Below are 15,594 nucleotides of genomic sequence, written 5' to 3'. Positions count from 1 at the left end.
CGGTCACACCCGCGCGACGACGTACGTCAGTGAAGTGAAGCCACACCAGGAGGAGAGACGGACATGAAGACCATGACCTGCCGCCAGCTCGGCGGCCCCTGCGACGTCGCCCACCGCGGCGATACCCACGACGACGTCATCAACGCGCAGGACCAGCACCTCAAGCAGGCCGAGAAGGCCGGCGACGCCGCCCACCAGCCGGCGCGCGACGAGATGAAGGCCCGCTGGCGGCACCCGAAGAAGTCGCTCGGGTGGTACCGCGACATGAAGGCCGCCTTCGCAGCCCTTCCCGAGGGCTGACCGGCGAGGGCTGAGGCGACCCGGGGGTCAGCGGGAGCGGCGGTCGGCGAGCACCCACGCGGCGGCGGACGCAGCCGCGGTGACGCCGAGGACGGACGGCCAGGTGCCGACCTTCTTCGCGAGCGGGTGCGAGACGCCCATCGCGGTCCAGTAGGCCGCCGTCAGGCCGGCGACCAGCGGGGCGCCGCCGACGGCGTACCACTGCCGCGCAGCGACGAGGTTGGCGCCGAGCATCGCGGCCCCGCCGAGGGGACGTACGCCGGTCCGCTGGGCGAGGGCGAACCCGCCGACGAGGCCGCCGGCGAGCAGGGGGGCGGTGGGGACGCGGGAGAGGTCGGGCACGCGGCGAGCCTAGCGAGGGGTCGTACGACGACCGTCCGACCGCAGGGCGCAGGTCTGGGACAGCCCCATCGCCCAGCACCCCGGGCACCCGCGCAGCAGCACGACGGCCGGCACGGCAAGGAGGAGCGCGAGCGGCCCCCACCAGGCCACTAGGACGAAAGCGGCCACCAGCAACGGCAGGCCGACCGCCCCGCGGACGAGGTGCTCGGGAACGCTGCGGCTGGCGAACAGGAGGTCGAGGTCACGCACGCGGGTGTTCGGCGCCGGGTGCCCGGTCGGATGGCCCGCGCTCAGCCGCGTTCCGGCACCTGTTCGTCCGGAACCCGGCCTAGCGTGACGCCATGAGCACTGACGAGACGTCCGGCCCCTGGGTCCCGCCGCCGTGGGAGCCCCCGATCGACGGCACCGAGGCCGAGCACCTGACCGGGGCGCTGGGCCGCATGCGCGCGACGCTGCGGTGGAAGGCCGACGGCCTCGACGAGGCGGGCCTGCGCCACCGGCTCCCGCCGTCGGCGCTCTCGCTGGGCGGCCTGCTCCTCCACCTCGCGATGGCGGAGGACTACTACCTCACGACGAAGCTGCGCGGCGAGGAGCTCATCGAGCCATGGCGCTCGCTCGGCCACGACGGCACCGACGAGTGGGAGTTCACCACCGAGCAGCTCGGCGCCGCCGAGACGTACGCCGTCTTCGACGAGGCGGTCGTGCGCAACACCGCCAGGATCGAGGTGGCCCTGGCCGAGGGCGGCCTCGACCTCCTCGCCCACGTCGACGACGGCAACGGCAACCACCCGCGCCTGCGCCGCCTGCTGGTCGACCTGCTCGAGGAGTACAGCCGGCACACCGGCCACGCCGACCTGCTCCGCGAAGCCGTCGACGGCCGGGTGGGCGAGGACCCGCCGGAGGACTGGCGACCGGCCTGGCTCTGACCGGTCGGGCCGGACCGGGGGCCTACTCGCTCGGCTCCGGGGTGTCGACGTTGATGTCGGAGCAGTCGACCTTCGGGTTGAGGCCGGTGTAGTTGAGCGGCCCGGCGACGATGTTGAGCGCGATGTCGCCGGTCTCGGAGCAGTTGGACGGGGTGTCCTCGAAGTAGCCGCGCTGGAACGCGGCGAACGCGCCGATGGCGAGCCAGATGACGAGCAGGATGCCGATCAGTCGTCCCATGGGACCTCCCTCGATCTCACGGCCGGGTGGCCGGGTCGAGGCGAGTCTGCGCCGCCCGCGGACGGAGTGCCACCCTCCCAGGGGTAGGCGGGCCTAGGGTGCGCGCATGACGTTCTTCACGGTGGGCTTCTCGCTGCTGGCTGCGCTCCTCCACGTCTACATCTGGGTGCTCGAGTCGTTCCGCTGGACCCACCCGGCCACGCGCCGGACCTTCGGCACGTCGGAGTCCGAGGCCGAGATCACCCGACCGATGGCCTACAACCAGGGCTTCTACAACCTCTTCCTGGCGATCATCACCCTCGTCGGCCTGGCGCTGCTGAGGACGGAGCACTGGGTCGGTTCGGCTCTCGCGCTGGCGGGCACCGGTTCGATGCTCGCCGCGGCGGTCGTGCTCGTCACCCACGACCGGAGGATGCTGCGTCCGGCGCTCATCCAGGGCACCCTGCCGGCACTCGCCGTGCTCTTCCTGCTGCTGGAGCTGTAGGGGACCGCCCGCCTACTGGCCGAGCCAGGTGTGGACCGAGGACACCACCGACGCGCCCTCGCCCGTCGCCGAGGCGACCCGCTTCATCGACCCGGCGCGGATGTCGCCGCCGGCGAAGATGCCCGGCACCGTCGTCGCCAGGTCCTCCGGCGGCACGCCGTCGGCCCAGTGCTCGGTCGGGACGTCGCGCCCGGTGAGGACGAACCCGCGCTCGTCGCGCAGCACCGCGTCCGGCAGCCAGCCGCACTCGGGAGCGGCGCCCAGCAGCAGGAACAGCCCGCGCGCCTCGACGCGCTCGCGCGCGCCGGTGTCGACGTCCTCCATGTCGAGCCAGGCGAGCTGTCCGACGTCGTCCGGGCCGCCGTCGACCACGCGGGTGCAGGGCCGCACGGCGATGCGGGGGTTCCACTCGATCTCGTCGATGAGGTACGACGACATGGTGGCGGTGAGCTCGGGCCGGCGCACCACGACGGTGACCGAGGAGGCGAAGCGGGCGGCGTGGATCGCGGCCTGGCCGGCGGAGTTGCCGCCCCCGACCACCACGACGTGGTCGCCGGCGAGCTCGCGTGCGGCCGCCATCGCGGCGCCGTAGTAGACCCCGCGCCCGACCAGCTCCTCGAGCGAGTCCACGCCGAGCCGGCGGTAGTCGACGCCGGTGGAGACGAGCACCGACCGCGCGTGGACGTCGCCGCCGTCGGTGTGCACGACGTGGTGGTCGCCGTGCTCGCACTGCGAGATGCCGGTGGCCGGCCAGCCGGTGAAGAAGCGGGTGCCGAAGCGCAGCGCCTGTCCGCGGGCGCGCTGGGCCAGCCGCATGCCGGAGATGCCGCGCGGGAAGCCGAGGTAGTTGCGGATCATCGAGCTGGTGCCGGCCTGCCCGCCGATCGCCTCGGCCTCGAGGCAGACGGTGGTCAGCCCCTCGCTCGAGGCGTACACGCTGGCCGCGAGACCGGCCGGCCCCGCGCCGACCACGACGAGGTCGACCACCTCGTCGAGGTCGATGTCGTCGGGGCGGCCGTAGAGCTGGTTGGCCAGCGAACGTACGTCGGGGCAGTGGCCGCACCAGCCGGCCAGCGAGGACACGACCGGCCAGCGGCCCTCGTCCTCCGGGCAGCTCGCCATCACCTCGCGCCCGACCTCGCTGTCGGGGTGGTGCACGCCGGCGGGCATGCCCACCCGGGCGAGGTAGTCGAGCAGGTCGCGGGCGAGCGCGTCCTTCTCGGGCGTGATGATGCGGACGTTCTCGACCACCGGCGCTGCGACCGTGGCGTTCCACTCGTTGAGCAGCTCGCCGACGGCCAGGTGGAACTCCTCGTCGCGCGGTCCCTGCGGCATCAGCAGCAGCGCGTCGACCTTGCCGGCGGCGACCGCGTGGCGGAAGGTCTGGTTGTCCTCGCGGAAGCGGCTGACGTGGGTGACGATCAGCCGGCGGGCGGTCGGCACGGCCTGCCGGGTGCCGTTGATCAGCTGGTAGAGCTTCTCCTGGTCGTGGTCGCTGTCGACGACGAAGAGCGCCACCGGGTGCCCGGTCGTGAGCAGCTCCTTGGCGCAGGCCTTGGCGGTGGCCTCGTCGGTGGCCATGCGGACGTCGTACTCGCGCTCGTAGCGGGCGAACGCCTCGCCCAGCTCGGCCGCGTGGTGGGTGGAGGCGATGACGATCGCAGGCGCTCCCATTCCTCCAGCGTAGTGGCCGATATCTGAGGACGCCGCGGTCGGAAATGGGCCCGTCCGACGTCCACGCCGTCCTCAGATATCGGGCTCAGCCGGTGAGGTTGTGCACGTAGCACCAGCGCCACGACTCGTCCGGCTCGGCGGACTCCACGACGGGGTGCAGGCTGTCGTGGAAGTGGGCGGTCGCGTGCCGGCCCACGGACGAGTCGCAGCACGCGACGTTGCCGCAGGTGAGGCACTGGCGCAGCGAGACCCAGCGGGTGCCGTCGGCGAGGCACGTGGCGCAGGCGGGATCATCGACCGTGTCCACGGCGGGGTGCGTGTCGAGGTCGTCGCAGGTGCGTCCGCCGGCGAAGGCCAGGGTCCCGTTGCGTACGCCGGCGCGCGCCGCCGAGCCGGCGTCGAGCATCGACTCCTCGATGTCGAGCATGCCGAGGACCTGGCTCACCACCTCCGACGGCACGTGGCCCCGGCTGCGCACCTTGAGCACCTTGTCGCGCTCCGCGTCGATCATCTCGCCGCGGATCCGCGCGTAGAGCTCCGACGGCGTCTCGGCGTCGGCTGCGGTGGCGAGCTGCTCCCAGGCGGCGAACGTGCGTTGGTCGACGCGGGCCCGCACCTGGTCGACGACCCCGTGGTGGTCGTCGTACTCCAGCTCCTCGAGCCGGGCGAAGCCGGCGTCCGCCGCCTGCTGCAGCAGCCCGGCTCGGGCGAGGGCGTCCTCGGCGGGGTCGGGGGACGGTACGCCGAGCAGGCGGGTCATCAGCGGCAGCGTGAGCCCCTGCACGAGCAGCGTGCCCGCCACCACGGTGAAGGCGACGAGCAGCAGCACCTCGCGGTGCGGCGCGTCCTCGGGGATGACGAACGCGGCGGCGAGGGTGACCACGCCGCGCATGCCGGCCCAGCCGATGAGGAAGCTCCACGACGCCGGGATCGGGTCGCGCCGGCGCAGGAAGCCGGTGGCCTGCATGTAGACCAGGCGGACCACGACGACCGTCACCAGGGTGGCGAGGCACACGAGCACGATGCGGCTGGTGGGGAGGGTGGAGGCCTGGACGTCCTGGAGGATCCAGTCGAGCTGGAGGCCGATGAGGAGGAAGACGGTGTTCTCCAGCACGAACGCCACCGTGCGCCAGGTGATCCGCTCGGTGATGCGCGACTGCGCGGTCTGGATGATCGGCGCCTTGTGGCCCAGCAGCAGGCCGGCCACGACGACCGAGATGACGCCGGAGGCGTGGATCTCCTCCGCCGCCACGAACGCCGCGAACGGCGTGAGGAACGAGATCGCGGTGTCCATCAGCGGGTCGGTGACGTGCTTGCGCAGCCGGGCGACGAGGAGGAAGAAGAGGACGCCGATCGCCACGCCACCACCCGCGGCCAGGACGAAGTCGCCGCCGACCGCGGCCAGGGTGACTCCACCCGAGAGCGCGGCGATCGCCGTACGCAGGGTGACGAGGGCGGTGGCGTCGTTGAGCAGCGACTCGCCCTCGAGGATCGTCACCACCCGTCTCGGCAGCCCGATGCGGCGGGCCACCGCCGTGGCTGCGACGGCGTCCGGCGGTGCGACGACCGCCCCGATCGCGATCGCCGCCGCCCAGCCCAGGCTCGGCACCAGCCAGTGGGCGACGACGGCCACCGCCAGGGCCGTGACGACGACGAGCACCACGGAGAGCCGGAGGATGGCGCCCCGGTTGGCGTTGAAGTCGACCAGCGAGGTCTGGATCGCCGCCGCGTAGAGCAGCGGTGGCAGCAGCCCCAGCAGGACGACCTCGGACTCGAGGTGGATCGTCGGCACCCCCGGGACGTACGCCGCTGCGGCGCCGACGACGACCAGCAGGAGCGGCGCCGGGACGTGCAGGCGTTCGCTGACGGCGGTGGCGGCCAGGACGACGGCTGCCATCGAGACGAGCAGCAGGGCGAGTTCCACCGGGCGAGTCTCCCACCGCCAGCGGTTGTCCTAGCGCACGACGTCGTAGCGCTGGAGCGTGATGCCGTTGCTGTACGCCGCGTGCTCGACGAGCCGGAGCCCGGTCTTGTCGCCCTCGGCGAAGAGGCGCTTGCCGCTGCCGAGGAGGACCGGGAAGACCAGCAGGTGGTAGCGGTCGACGAGCCCGGCACGGGCGAGGCCCTGGGCGAGGCGGGCGCTGCCGTGGACGTGGATCTCTCCGCCGTCGGTCTCCTTCAGCGCTGCGACGTCGTCGAGGGACCGCAGCACCTCGACGGTGCCCTCGCCCCAGGGCGCGGTGTCGCCGGCCAGGGTCGTCGAGACGACGTACTTGGGCATCGCGTTGTAGGTCGCGAACTCCTCCATCGACGGCCAGACCGGGGCGAACTCGTCGTAGGACTGGCGGCCGAGCAGCAGCGCGGTGGCGTCGGCCATCTCGCGGCCCTTGATGTCGTAGGCCTCCTCGACGAAGTCGACGTCGCGGAACGTCCAGCCGGCGTGGGGGTGGTCGCCGCCGCCGGGGGAGTCGACGATGCCGTCGGCGGTGATGAACTCGGTGACGACGAGGGGTCGCATCTCTGGTCTCTCTTCCGTGTGGGGGCGGCTCGTCAGGCGGCGAGCAGGTCGTCGATCTGGTTGATGGCCAGGCTGGAGCCCTCGACGACGCCCATGTCGAGCACCTTCTGCAGGTCCTCGGCACTGGCGTAGGTGCCCACGAAGGTGGCGCGGGTGCCTGCGGTGGTCCGCTCAAAGCGGTAGGTGTTGGCGGACTCGGGCATGTCGGTGTTGGGGGCGAAGGTGTCGTCGAGGGCGAAGCCGTCCTTGAAGTCGAAGCGGCTCGGCTCGTGGACCTCAGTGACCTCCCAGTAGGCGTAGTACTTCTCGCCCTCGGGGCTGGTCATGTAGTAGGTCATCCGTCCGCCGGGGACGAGGGCGTGGTCGACGAAGGTGGCGGGGTAGCCGGGAGGTCCCCACACCCGCTCGAGCTGGCGCGGGTCGGCGTACACCTCCCACACGCGCTCGACGGGTGCGGCGAAGTCGGCGGTGATGGTCAGGGTGAGGGCGTCGAGGTCGTGCTGAACGTCGGTGACAGGCATGGGTTCGGTCCGTTCTGTGCGTGGGTCAGGGGCGGTCGTGCCGGGTCGGGTGCTGGTCCTGCTGCTGGCGGGTCTGCTCGGCGAAGAGCTCGTCCATCCGGGAGATGCGGCCGCGCCAGAGGGCCTCGAGGTCGGTGAGCATCGCGCCCACCGACCGCACGGCCTCGACGTCGCCGCTCGCCAGGGCCTCGCGACCCTGACGACGCTTGGTCAGCAGGCCCGCGCGCTCGAGCACGGCGACGTGCTTCTGGACGGCGGCGAAGCTCATGTCATAGCTGCGCGCCAGGGCCGACACGGAGTGCTCGCCGGCCAGCACGCGCCGCAGGATGTCGCGCCGCGTGCGGTCGGAGAGTGCGTGGAACCAGGCGTCCGCCCGGTCCTCGTCGTCGGTCATGCGACCAACGTACAACTAAATGGTTGTACGTTGTCAATGGTTCCACCCTCGTGGGTGGGCGCCGGGTCGGAAAAGGCAGGAATGGACGTAAGTCGGAGTACCGTCGGTTTCTGGTGCGCCGTCGCGCGCCTGATTCGAGAGAAGTGGGGCACGCCCGGTGCACAGGCTCGTGGAAGGACTCCGTCTCGGGGACCGCTACGTCCTGCAGGAGCGCATCGCCTCCGGCGGCATGGCGGACGTGTGGCGCGGCCTGGACGACGTGCTCAAGCGCGACGTCGCGGTCAAGGTCATGCGCGCCGACCCCGACAACGAGGAGATCTTCGCCGAGCGCTTCCGCGACGAGGCCCTCCACTCGGCGAGCCTCCTGCACCCCAACATCACGACCGTCTTCGACTACGGCGAGGACGACCACCGCACCTACCTCGTGATGGAGCTCGTCCAGGGCCTGCCCCTGTCGGCGATCATCCGCGAGCAGGGCGCGATGCAGGCCGAGGCCGTGCGGTCCATCCTCGGCCAGGCCGCGCTCGCCCTCGGCACCGCCCACGACGCCGGTGTCGTCCACCGCGACGTCAAGCCGGCCAACATCCTGCTGCGCGAGGACGGGCTGGTGAAGCTCACCGACTTCGGCATCGCCCGCGCCATGGACGCGATCGGCCACACCCGCGTCGGCGAGATGCTCGGCACGCCCAACTACATCAGCCCCGAGCAGGCGATCGGTCAGCAGGCCACCGGCGCCAGTGACCTCTATGCCCTCGGCGTGGTCGCCCACGAGATGCTCACCGGCAAGCGCCCGTTCGACCGCGGCACCCCGATCGCGACCGCGTTGTGCCACGTCAACGAGCCGCCCCCGCCGCTCGGCGAGGACGTCCCCGAGGACCTGCGCGACGTGGTGGCCTCGCTGCTCCAGAAGGACCCCGTGGACCGGCCCGACAACGCGCTGGCCGTCGCCGTGTCGCTGGGCGTGGCCCCGGCCGAGCTCGCCGACGTCGAGGTGGACCTCGGCTCCGGCGTGTCGGGCGGGTACGTCGTCCTGCCGGTCACGCCGCTGACGCCGTCCACGCCGCTCGAGGCGGTCTCGGTCACCGACGAGCCGGTCGACCAGCCCGCCGACCTGCCCGCCGACGCGGCCGACAAGCCGGCCGACAGGCCCGTCGACCGTGCACCCGCCGACCTGCCGACGATGGCGGCCGGCCCCGAAGAGCTCCTGGACTGAGGTCCCCGGGCGCGGCCCCTGCCCGTGTCAGCGCCTCGTCGCCTCGTCGATCAGGGCAGCCAGCGCCGCCGGCTGGGTGAACATCGGCCAGTGCCCGGAATCGATGTCGACGAGCTCCAGCGCCGTGGCGTCGGACAGCTCGGGCACGTCGCCGGTGTCGATCCACTCCCGGGCCTGGGCGGGGCTGAACTCCGCGCACACCAGCGTCAACGGCACCCCGTGGCGGCGCTCGTCGGTCCAGCGGACCGTCCCCTTCGTGACGCCCACCGGCACCGGGTGTGCGGCCGCCGCCACCGTGGCCTTGAGCTCGGGCGACATGTCGTCGGAGTCCGGTCCGGCGAAGGGCTCCCAGCCGGGGAACGGCACCGCGTCGCCGTCGGTGTCGAAGAAGTCGGCGTAGGCGTTGCCGTCGGTGGTCGGGAAGCCGGCGATGAGGACCACGCCGCTCAAGGCGTCGGGGCGCCGGTCGGCCGCCACCCACGCCAGCGTGCACGCGGCGGAGTGCCCGACCACGAGCGGCGACCCCTCGGCCGCGTCGACCGCGGAGAGGACCGCGGCGGCCTGGTCGTCGTACGACGCCGAGGTGGCGCCGTCACCCTGCCCGGGCAGCGTCACCGGGATGCCGCGGTGGCCGAGCCGCTCCAGCTCGGGCAGCACGTCGTCCCAGGCCGAGCCGTCGAGCCAGAGTCCGGCGATGAGCACGATGTCCATGAATCTCTCCTTGTTCGGTGTCGTCGACCCTCGCTGCTCACGCTAGGGACCATTCCGGACGCTCCACGACCGGAACCGGTGGCAGGATCCATCTCATGAGCGAGATCAGCCCGACCGCGCGGGCGCTGCGGGCGCTGGACCTCCTGCAGGCCCGGCCGGGGGTCACCGCCGCCGAGCTGGCCGCGCGGCTCGGGGTCACCGAGCGCGCGGCCCGCCGCTACGTCGCGATCCTGCGCGAGGCCGACATCCCGGTCGAGTCCACGCGCGGCCCCTACGGCGGATACACGCTCGGGCGCGGGCTGCGGCTGCCGCCGCTGGTGTTCTCCGCGACGGAGGCGCTCGGGCTGGTGATGGCCGCCCTCGACTCCCACCACGCGGTCGCCGACCCCGACGACCCGGTGGGCTCCGCGCTGGGCAAGATCCTCCGGGTGCTGCCGACCAACGTCGCGCGGCAGGCGGCCGCGGTGCGCGAGACCGCGCGTACGGTCCCGCAGCGCTCGTCGGTGCGACCCGACCCGGAGGTCGCGAGCGGGCTCGTCGCGGCGGTGGCGGCCCAGCAGCAGGTGCGCATCGACTACCGCACCGCGGCCGGCAACGCCCGCACCTTCGAGGTCGACCCGTGGTCGGTCGTGGTGCGCTACGGCCGGTGGTACCTCCTTTGCCACTCCCACCACGCCGACGCGCTGCGTACCTTCCGGATCGACCGGATCACCGGGGCCGAGCCGCTCGAGGGCACCTTCGACGTGCCCGCCGACCTCGACCCCGCCGCCGAGCTCGAGGCCAACCTCGGCAAGGGCTGGGAGCACGAGACCCACGTCGTCTTCGACGTCCCGGTCGGCGAGCTGCGGCCGTGGGTCCGCCCCACGCTGGGCGACCTGCGCGAGCTCCCCGACGGCCGGTGCGAGCTGGTGGGCAGCACCAGCAACCCCGAGGCGTACGCCGGTGAGTGGCTCGCGAACGTCCCGTTCCCGTTCACGGTGGTGGGCGGCCCCGAGCTCCGCGCCGCGGTCCGGGTGGTGGCCGAGCGGCTGGCGGCGTCCGTCGAGTGAGTCGAGTGCGCGGCCCGCGGCGACTGCTACCGCGTGCGCACTCGACCTGGTCAGCGGCTGACCGCGACCTCCGTGCCGAGGGTCCAGCCGTCGGAGATCGGCAGGTAGTCACCGCTCCAGAACTTGCCCGGGTCGTACCAGGTCGCGCGGCGGTCGTCGCGCAGGATGCCCATCTCGATGTAGCAGGTGGCGACGATCTCGGCGCAGAAGGCCGCCTCGGGGGTGGCCCGCTGCCCGCGCTTGCGGCGCGGGACGTACGCGTCGCGGCCGCGCAGCCAGCGCGCGCCGAGCCGGGTCAGGCTGGGGAAGGAGACGCCGTCGAGCCGGGCGATCGCGCGCAGCATGCCGTCCTCCTCGTCGCGGCCGATCTCGGGCTGGAGCTGCCGGACCCAGGCGTCCTGGTCGTACTCGGTCTGCCAGCGGCCCACGGCGTCGCGCAGGTCGTGGAGCTGGACGCCGCGGTGGTGGGCCCCCGTCCAGACGTCGAGCTGCTTCCTGCCGAGCTCGGCGTGGAAGATCAGCGGCGGCAGGTCGTCGACGACCACCGCCATCCCGACGTGGTTGACCGGCGAGTTGGTGACCGCGCGGATGGCCCGGTCCGGCGCCCGGCGCCCGCGGAACAGCCAGATGTCGCCGCTCCGGGTGAGGTCCACCGCCTGGTCGAGGGTCAGGGTCATGCGCGCAGTCTGCCCCAGCGCCCACGCCCCGACGACTAGGCTCCCGCCATGCGCGCATGGAAGCTCCTCGGCCTGGCCGGCATCCTCGCCGGGGTCGCCACCGGTGCCGCCGTCGCCCGCGACGAGCGCGTACGCCGCCACTACGAGCCGTCCGAGGTCCGCGACCGGCTCCACGCCCGTCACGACGAGGCCGTCGCCCGCGAGGCGGCGGAGATGACCCGGGCTCCCCAGGACTCCTGAGATCGACCCGCGGGCGGGCGCGCGGGTTCACGCCGCGGCCCGCGCCCGCCGGCGTACTCCTGAGGCGACTTGTGGGGGAAGTCCGACACCTGGAGGGGGTTGTACGCCCCACGAAGTGGCGGACTCCCCGCATGAGCGGGGACTCTGCGAGAGGCAGGCGGCGCGGCGCGGCGCGGCCCGCGGCGGCGCGCGGCAGGGGCGTACGACGGTCAGGCGCCGAGGGCGAGCCGGAGGGCGATCGCCAGCATCACGAGGCCGACGAGCACGTCGAGCACCTGCCACGCGCGGGGGCTGGCCAGGCGCGGGGCGGCCAGCCGGGCGCCGTACCCGAGACCGGCGAACCACCCGATGCTCGCCACGCACGCGCCGAGGGCGAACCACCAGCGACCCGGTGTGCCGTGGGTGCCGGCGATCGACCCGAGCAGGAGCACGGTGTCGAGGTAGACGTGCGGGTTGAGCCAGGTCAGCGCCACCGCCCGCGCGACCACGCCGCGGTGCGCCTCGACGACCCCGTCCCCCGCGTCGAGCGCCTGCGGACGGCGGGCGCGCAGCAGCGACAGGACGCCGTACACGGTCAGGAACGCGACGCCCAGCCACCGCACCACCTCGACCGCCCACGGGGCGCGGTCGACGAGGACCCCGATGCCGGCGACCCCTGCGAGGATCAGTACGACGTCGGACAGCGCGCAGATCGCGACCACCAGGCCGACGTGGCTGCGGCGCAGGCCCTGCCGGAGCACGAACGCGTTCTGCGCGCCGATGGCCACGATCAGCGACAGCCCGGTCAGCAGCCCGGCGACGACGTCTCCCACGCGGGACAACCTAGGGCCACTGGTCCAGACCCCTGCCGGACCCTGACAAGTGTCAGGGTCGGCTGCGGGTGTTATCCCATGGCCGCGCGTCGGAGACCCCTGCCAGACTCCTTCCCATGACTGAGCAGCCCACGGGAGGGGCGCCGCAGGGCGTCGCGGCAAGCGCACGGGACCTGGTGAAGGTCTACGGCTCGGAGGAGGCCCAGGTCCGGGCCCTCGACGGGGTGACCGTGGACCTGATGAAGGGGGAGTTCACCGCCATCATGGGGCCCTCGGGGTCCGGAAAGTCCACGCTGATGCACTGCCTGGCGGCGCTGGACACGCCCACGTCCGGGGAGGCCGTCGTGGACGGCACCTCGCTGGGCAAGCTCAAGGACAAGGCGCTGACCAACCTGCGCCGCGACCGGATCGGCTTCGTCTTCCAGGCGTTCAACCTGGTGCCGACCCTGACGGCGAAGGAGAACATCCTGCTGCCGCTCGACCTGGCGGGGAAGAAGGCCGACCAGGGCTGGTTCGACCAGGTCATCGACGCCGTCGGCCTGCGCCCGCGCCTGGGCCACCGCCCCAGCGAGATGTCGGGCGGCCAGCAGCAGCGCGTGGCCTGCGCCCGCGCGCTGGTGAGCCGGCCCTCGATCGTCTTCGCCGACGAGCCCACTGGCAACCTCGACTCCACCAGCTCGGCCGAGGTGCTCGGCTTCCTGCGCCGCAGCGTCGACGAGTTCGGCCAGACGGTCGTCATGGTCACGCACGACCCCGTCGCGGCGTCGTACAGCGACCGGGTCCTCTTCCTCGCCGACGGCAAGGTCGTCGACGAGCTGCGCGACCCCGACCGTGACGCGATCCTCGTCAAGATGGGCGCCCTGTCCGACGCCGCCCGCGCGCCCCGCGCCGACGAGAAGGCGGGCTGAGCGGTGTTCCGACTCACCTGGCGCAACCTGGTGGCCCGCAAGGTCCGCCTGGTCATGAGCACGTTGGCGATCGTGCTGGGCATCGGCTTCCTGGCTGGCGTCCTCACCTTCAGCCACGGGCTCGGCTCGACCTTCGACAACATCATCGAGGGCTCGACGTCCGACGCGATCGTCCGCACCGAGGGCGAGGTGTCGTTCCAGGCCTCCGGGGCCGGCACGACCAAGCTCGTCGAGCCGCAGGTCGTCGACCGGCTGGCCGACCTGCCCGAGGTCGCCGCGGCCGACGGGTCCGTCGACGGCGTCGGCGCCTACCTCCTGGGCGAGGACGGCAAGCTCGTCGGCGGCACCGGCGCCCCCACGCTGGTCTTCAACTACTACGACAGCGTCAACGTCGCCGGCGACCCGATCCTGATCCTCGAGTCGGGCGAGTGGCCCGACCAGCCCGGCCAGATCAACCTCGACGCCTCGTCCGCCGAGCGCGGCGGCTACGAGCTCGGCGACGACGTCACGCTGCTGATGCCGACCGGCGAGCTGCGTACGTCGTTCGAGCTCGTCGGCACCTCCAACTTCAACGGTGGCGGCACCGCCGGTGCCACGCTGGCGCTGCTCGAGACGAGCCAGGCGCAGGAGGTCTTCCTCGACGGAGAGGACGCCTTCACCACCGTGGCCCTCACGGCCGCCGAGGGTGTCAGCCAGACCGAGCTCGCCGACGCCGCCAAGACGGTGCTCCCCGACGGCTTCACCGCTGTCACCGGGCAGGAGGTGATCGACGAGTCCGACGAGCAGATCGGCCAGTTCCTCGACGTCATCGGCTACTTCCTGATCGCCTTCGCGGTGATCGCGATCGTGGTCGGCGCCTTCATCATCTTCAACACCTTCTCCATCCTCGTCTCGCAGCGGGTCCGCGAGTCGGCGCTGCTCCGGGCCCTCGGCGCGAGCCGCCGCCAGGTGACGCGGTCGGTGCTGATCGAGGCGTTCCTCATGGCGCTGCTCGGCTCGACGCTCGGCCTCCTGCTCGGGCTCGGCCTCGCGCGCGGGCTGGCCGCGGTGTTCCGCTCGCAGGGCCTCGACATCGCCGGCGAGGTGCTGGTGCTGACCCCGACGACGGTCATCGCCGCCTACGTCGTCGGCATCAGCGTGACGATGGTCGCGGCCTTCGTGCCGGCGCGGCGCGCGGCGAAGGTGCCGCCGGTCGCCGCCCTGCGTGACGACCTGACGGTGCAGGAGAAGGCGCTCGGTCGCCGCCGGATCGTCCTCGGCACCCTCGCCCTGCTCGTCGGCGCTGCCCTGATGGCCGCCGGCCTGGTCGGCGCGCCCGGGGCCGACGCGGCATGGATCGGCGCGGGCTCGGTGATCTGGGTGATCACCGTCGCCGTCATGGCCCCGGTGCTCGGCCGCCCGGTGCTGATCGCCTGCCGGGCGGTCTTCGGCAAGCTCTTCGGCACCGCCGGCAAGCTCGCCGGGGAGAACGCCCTGCGCAACCCGCGGCGTACGGGCGCCACCGCCTCGGCCCTGATGATCGGCCTGGCCGTGGTGTCGGCGGTCGGCGTGCTGGCCTCCTCGCTCAGCGCGACCAACGACGAGCTCGTCGACCAGGAGTTCCGCAGCGACTTCCTGGTCCAGTCGCCGAGCTTCCAGGGCTTTCCGACCGAGGTCGGCGACCAGATGGAGGAGGTCGACGGGGTCGGCACGATCTCGCGGATGCAGGGCTCGGTGGCGCTGGTCGACCAGGACCAGACGTTCGTGATGGGCGTCGACGACGAGTTCGCCGACATCTACGAGCTCGACATGCTGGGCGGCACCCAGCAGATGAACGGCGACCAGACCATCCTCAGCGAGTCCACGGCCGGGGACCTCGACGCCGACGTCGGTACGTCCCTGCCGGTGGCGTTCCCCGGTGGTCAGACCGTCGACCTCGAGGTCGTCGGCATCTTCGAGGACACCCCGATCACCCAGGGCGTCACCCTGCCGATCAGCGTGCTCGAGGACGCCGGGCTGCGCCGCAACGACAGCGTGCTGAGCATCAACGTCGCCGAGGGAGCCGACGTCGAGGAGGTGCACGACGCGCTTGACGAGGTGGTCGCCGACATCCCGATCGTCACCGTGCAGGACAAGGAGGGCTTCGCCGACCTGATCAAGCAGCAGGTCAACCAGCTGCTGTTCATGATCTACGGGCTGCTCGCCCTGGCGGTGATCATCGCGGTCATCGGCATCGTCAACACCCTCGGCCTCAGCGTCATCGAGCGCACCCGCGAGGTGGGGCTGCTCCGGGCGGTCGGCCTGTCCCGGCGACGCCTGCGGCGGATGATCACCCTGGAGTCGATCGCCATCGCGGTGCTCGGCGCGGTCCTCGGCCTGGCGGTCGGGCTGCTCATCGGGGTCGCGCTGCGCCAGTCGCTCTCGGAGGACCTCACCGTCCTGTCCTTGCCGCTCGGCTCGCTCGTGGTGTTCCTGGTGATCGCCGTCGTGTTCGGTGTCCTCGCCGCGATCGTCCCGGCGATCCGCGCCTCGCGGATGAAGGTGCTCGACGCCATCGCGACGGAGTAGCCCGGGTCGGTCGGCAAGGGCGACCGACAGTGGAGCGCGC

General features: G+C 72.6%; 19 protein-coding genes. 8 read left to right on the top strand and 11 right to left on the bottom strand.

What is annotated here, in order from left to right:
* Window positions 1-63: 63 nt before the first annotated feature.
* A complete protein-coding gene (locus Q1B24_RS09725) occupies window positions 64-300 on the top strand; it encodes a DUF1059 domain-containing protein (RefSeq protein WP_299927001.1) in 237 nt (78 codons plus the stop codon).
* A 27-nt stretch (window positions 301-327) separates the two neighbouring features.
* Here Q1B24_RS09725 and Q1B24_RS09720 read toward each other — a convergent pair whose 3' ends face one another.
* Window positions 328-642, bottom strand: coding sequence for a hypothetical protein (locus tag Q1B24_RS09720; RefSeq protein WP_299926998.1), 315 nt, complete (start codon window positions 640-642; stop codon window positions 328-330).
* A gap of 9 nt (window positions 643-651) precedes the next feature.
* Window positions 652-891, bottom strand: a complete 240-nt coding sequence (locus tag Q1B24_RS09715; protein WP_299926995.1) for a hypothetical protein — start codon at window positions 889-891, stop codon at window positions 652-654.
* A gap of 92 nt (window positions 892-983) precedes the next feature.
* Here Q1B24_RS09715 and Q1B24_RS09710 point away from each other — a divergent pair, with 92 nt between their 5' ends.
* Complete coding sequence (locus Q1B24_RS09710; RefSeq protein ID WP_299926992.1) at window positions 984-1,568, top strand: DUF664 domain-containing protein; 585 nt, start codon at window positions 984-986, stop codon at window positions 1,566-1,568.
* Between the two features lie 22 nt (window positions 1,569-1,590).
* Here the strand turns inward: Q1B24_RS09710 and Q1B24_RS09705 are convergent, their stop codons facing one another.
* Window positions 1,591-1,806, bottom strand: a complete 216-nt coding sequence (locus Q1B24_RS09705; protein ID WP_299926989.1) for a hypothetical protein — start codon at window positions 1,804-1,806, stop codon at window positions 1,591-1,593.
* A gap of 106 nt (window positions 1,807-1,912) precedes the next feature.
* Between Q1B24_RS09705 and Q1B24_RS09700 the strand changes: the two genes are divergently transcribed.
* Window positions 1,913-2,290, top strand: a complete 378-nt coding sequence (locus Q1B24_RS09700; RefSeq protein WP_299926986.1) for a DUF1304 domain-containing protein — start codon at window positions 1,913-1,915, stop codon at window positions 2,288-2,290.
* Window positions 2,291-2,302: 12 nt separating this feature from the next.
* Here the strand turns inward: Q1B24_RS09700 and Q1B24_RS09695 are convergent, their stop codons facing one another.
* The 5 genes from Q1B24_RS09695 to Q1B24_RS09675 all read right to left on the bottom strand — a co-directional run bounded on the left by Q1B24_RS09695 (window position 2,303) and on the right by Q1B24_RS09675 (window position 7,397).
* On the bottom strand, window positions 2,303-3,964 hold the full coding sequence (locus Q1B24_RS09695) for an FAD-dependent oxidoreductase (protein ID WP_299926983.1): 1,662 nt from the start codon (window positions 3,962-3,964) through the stop codon (window positions 2,303-2,305).
* A gap of 85 nt (window positions 3,965-4,049) precedes the next feature.
* A complete protein-coding gene (locus tag Q1B24_RS09690) occupies window positions 4,050-5,888 on the bottom strand; it encodes a Na+/H+ antiporter (RefSeq protein WP_299926980.1) in 1,839 nt (612 codons plus the stop codon).
* 30 nt (window positions 5,889-5,918) lie between these two features.
* Window positions 5,919-6,482 (bottom strand): dihydrofolate reductase family protein, encoded by a 564-nt coding sequence (locus Q1B24_RS09685; RefSeq protein WP_299926977.1) that lies wholly within the window; start codon window positions 6,480-6,482, stop codon window positions 5,919-5,921.
* Window positions 6,483-6,514: 32 nt separating this feature from the next.
* The gene (locus tag Q1B24_RS09680) at window positions 6,515-7,003 is read right to left on the bottom strand and encodes an SRPBCC domain-containing protein (protein WP_299926974.1); all 489 of its coding nucleotides are present in this window, start codon (window positions 7,001-7,003) and stop codon (window positions 6,515-6,517) included.
* A 25-nt stretch (window positions 7,004-7,028) separates the two neighbouring features.
* Entirely contained in the window at window positions 7,029-7,397 is a 369-nt protein-coding gene (locus tag Q1B24_RS09675) for a metalloregulator ArsR/SmtB family transcription factor (RefSeq protein ID WP_299926971.1), read from the bottom strand.
* 169 nt (window positions 7,398-7,566) lie between these two features.
* Here Q1B24_RS09675 and Q1B24_RS09670 point away from each other — a divergent pair, with 169 nt between their 5' ends.
* Window positions 7,567-8,610: a serine/threonine-protein kinase gene (locus tag Q1B24_RS09670; RefSeq protein WP_299926968.1), complete on the top strand. Its 1,044-nt coding sequence runs from the start codon at window positions 7,567-7,569 to the stop codon at window positions 8,608-8,610.
* A 27-nt stretch (window positions 8,611-8,637) separates the two neighbouring features.
* On the opposite strand, the gene Q1B24_RS09665 is transcribed toward Q1B24_RS09670, so the two are convergent.
* The gene (locus Q1B24_RS09665; RefSeq protein ID WP_299926965.1) at window positions 8,638-9,321 is read right to left on the bottom strand and encodes an alpha/beta hydrolase; all 684 of its coding nucleotides are present in this window, start codon (window positions 9,319-9,321) and stop codon (window positions 8,638-8,640) included.
* Window positions 9,322-9,416: 95 nt separating this feature from the next.
* Between Q1B24_RS09665 and Q1B24_RS09660 the strand changes: the two genes are divergently transcribed.
* Window positions 9,417-10,370: a WYL domain-containing protein gene (locus Q1B24_RS09660; protein ID WP_299926961.1), complete on the top strand. Its 954-nt coding sequence runs from the start codon at window positions 9,417-9,419 to the stop codon at window positions 10,368-10,370.
* A gap of 50 nt (window positions 10,371-10,420) precedes the next feature.
* On the opposite strand, the gene Q1B24_RS09655 is transcribed toward Q1B24_RS09660, so the two are convergent.
* Entirely contained in the window at window positions 10,421-11,047 is a 627-nt protein-coding gene (locus Q1B24_RS09655; protein ID WP_299926957.1) for a hypothetical protein, read from the bottom strand.
* Between the two features lie 48 nt (window positions 11,048-11,095).
* On the opposite strand from Q1B24_RS09655, the gene Q1B24_RS09650 reads away from it, so the two are divergent.
* Entirely contained in the window at window positions 11,096-11,287 is a 192-nt protein-coding gene (locus tag Q1B24_RS09650) for a hypothetical protein (RefSeq protein WP_299926955.1), read from the top strand.
* A 209-nt stretch (window positions 11,288-11,496) separates the two neighbouring features.
* Here Q1B24_RS09650 and Q1B24_RS09645 read toward each other — a convergent pair whose 3' ends face one another.
* Window positions 11,497-12,099 (bottom strand): LysE/ArgO family amino acid transporter, encoded by a 603-nt coding sequence (locus Q1B24_RS09645; protein ID WP_299926952.1) that lies wholly within the window; start codon window positions 12,097-12,099, stop codon window positions 11,497-11,499.
* 116 nt (window positions 12,100-12,215) lie between these two features.
* On the opposite strand from Q1B24_RS09645, the gene Q1B24_RS09640 reads away from it, so the two are divergent.
* On the top strand, window positions 12,216-13,007 hold the full coding sequence (locus Q1B24_RS09640; protein WP_299926949.1) for an ABC transporter ATP-binding protein: 792 nt from the start codon (window positions 12,216-12,218) through the stop codon (window positions 13,005-13,007).
* Between the two features lie 3 nt (window positions 13,008-13,010).
* Complete coding sequence (locus Q1B24_RS09635; RefSeq protein ID WP_299926946.1) at window positions 13,011-15,554, top strand: ABC transporter permease; 2,544 nt, start codon at window positions 13,011-13,013, stop codon at window positions 15,552-15,554.
* Window positions 15,555-15,594: the final 40 nt, after the last annotated feature.

It is taken from the genome of uncultured Nocardioides sp. (assembly GCF_947488025.1).
Taxonomy (GTDB): domain Bacteria; phylum Actinomycetota; class Actinomycetes; order Propionibacteriales; family Nocardioidaceae; genus Nocardioides.
This window is presented reverse-complemented; position numbering and strand designations above follow the sequence as displayed.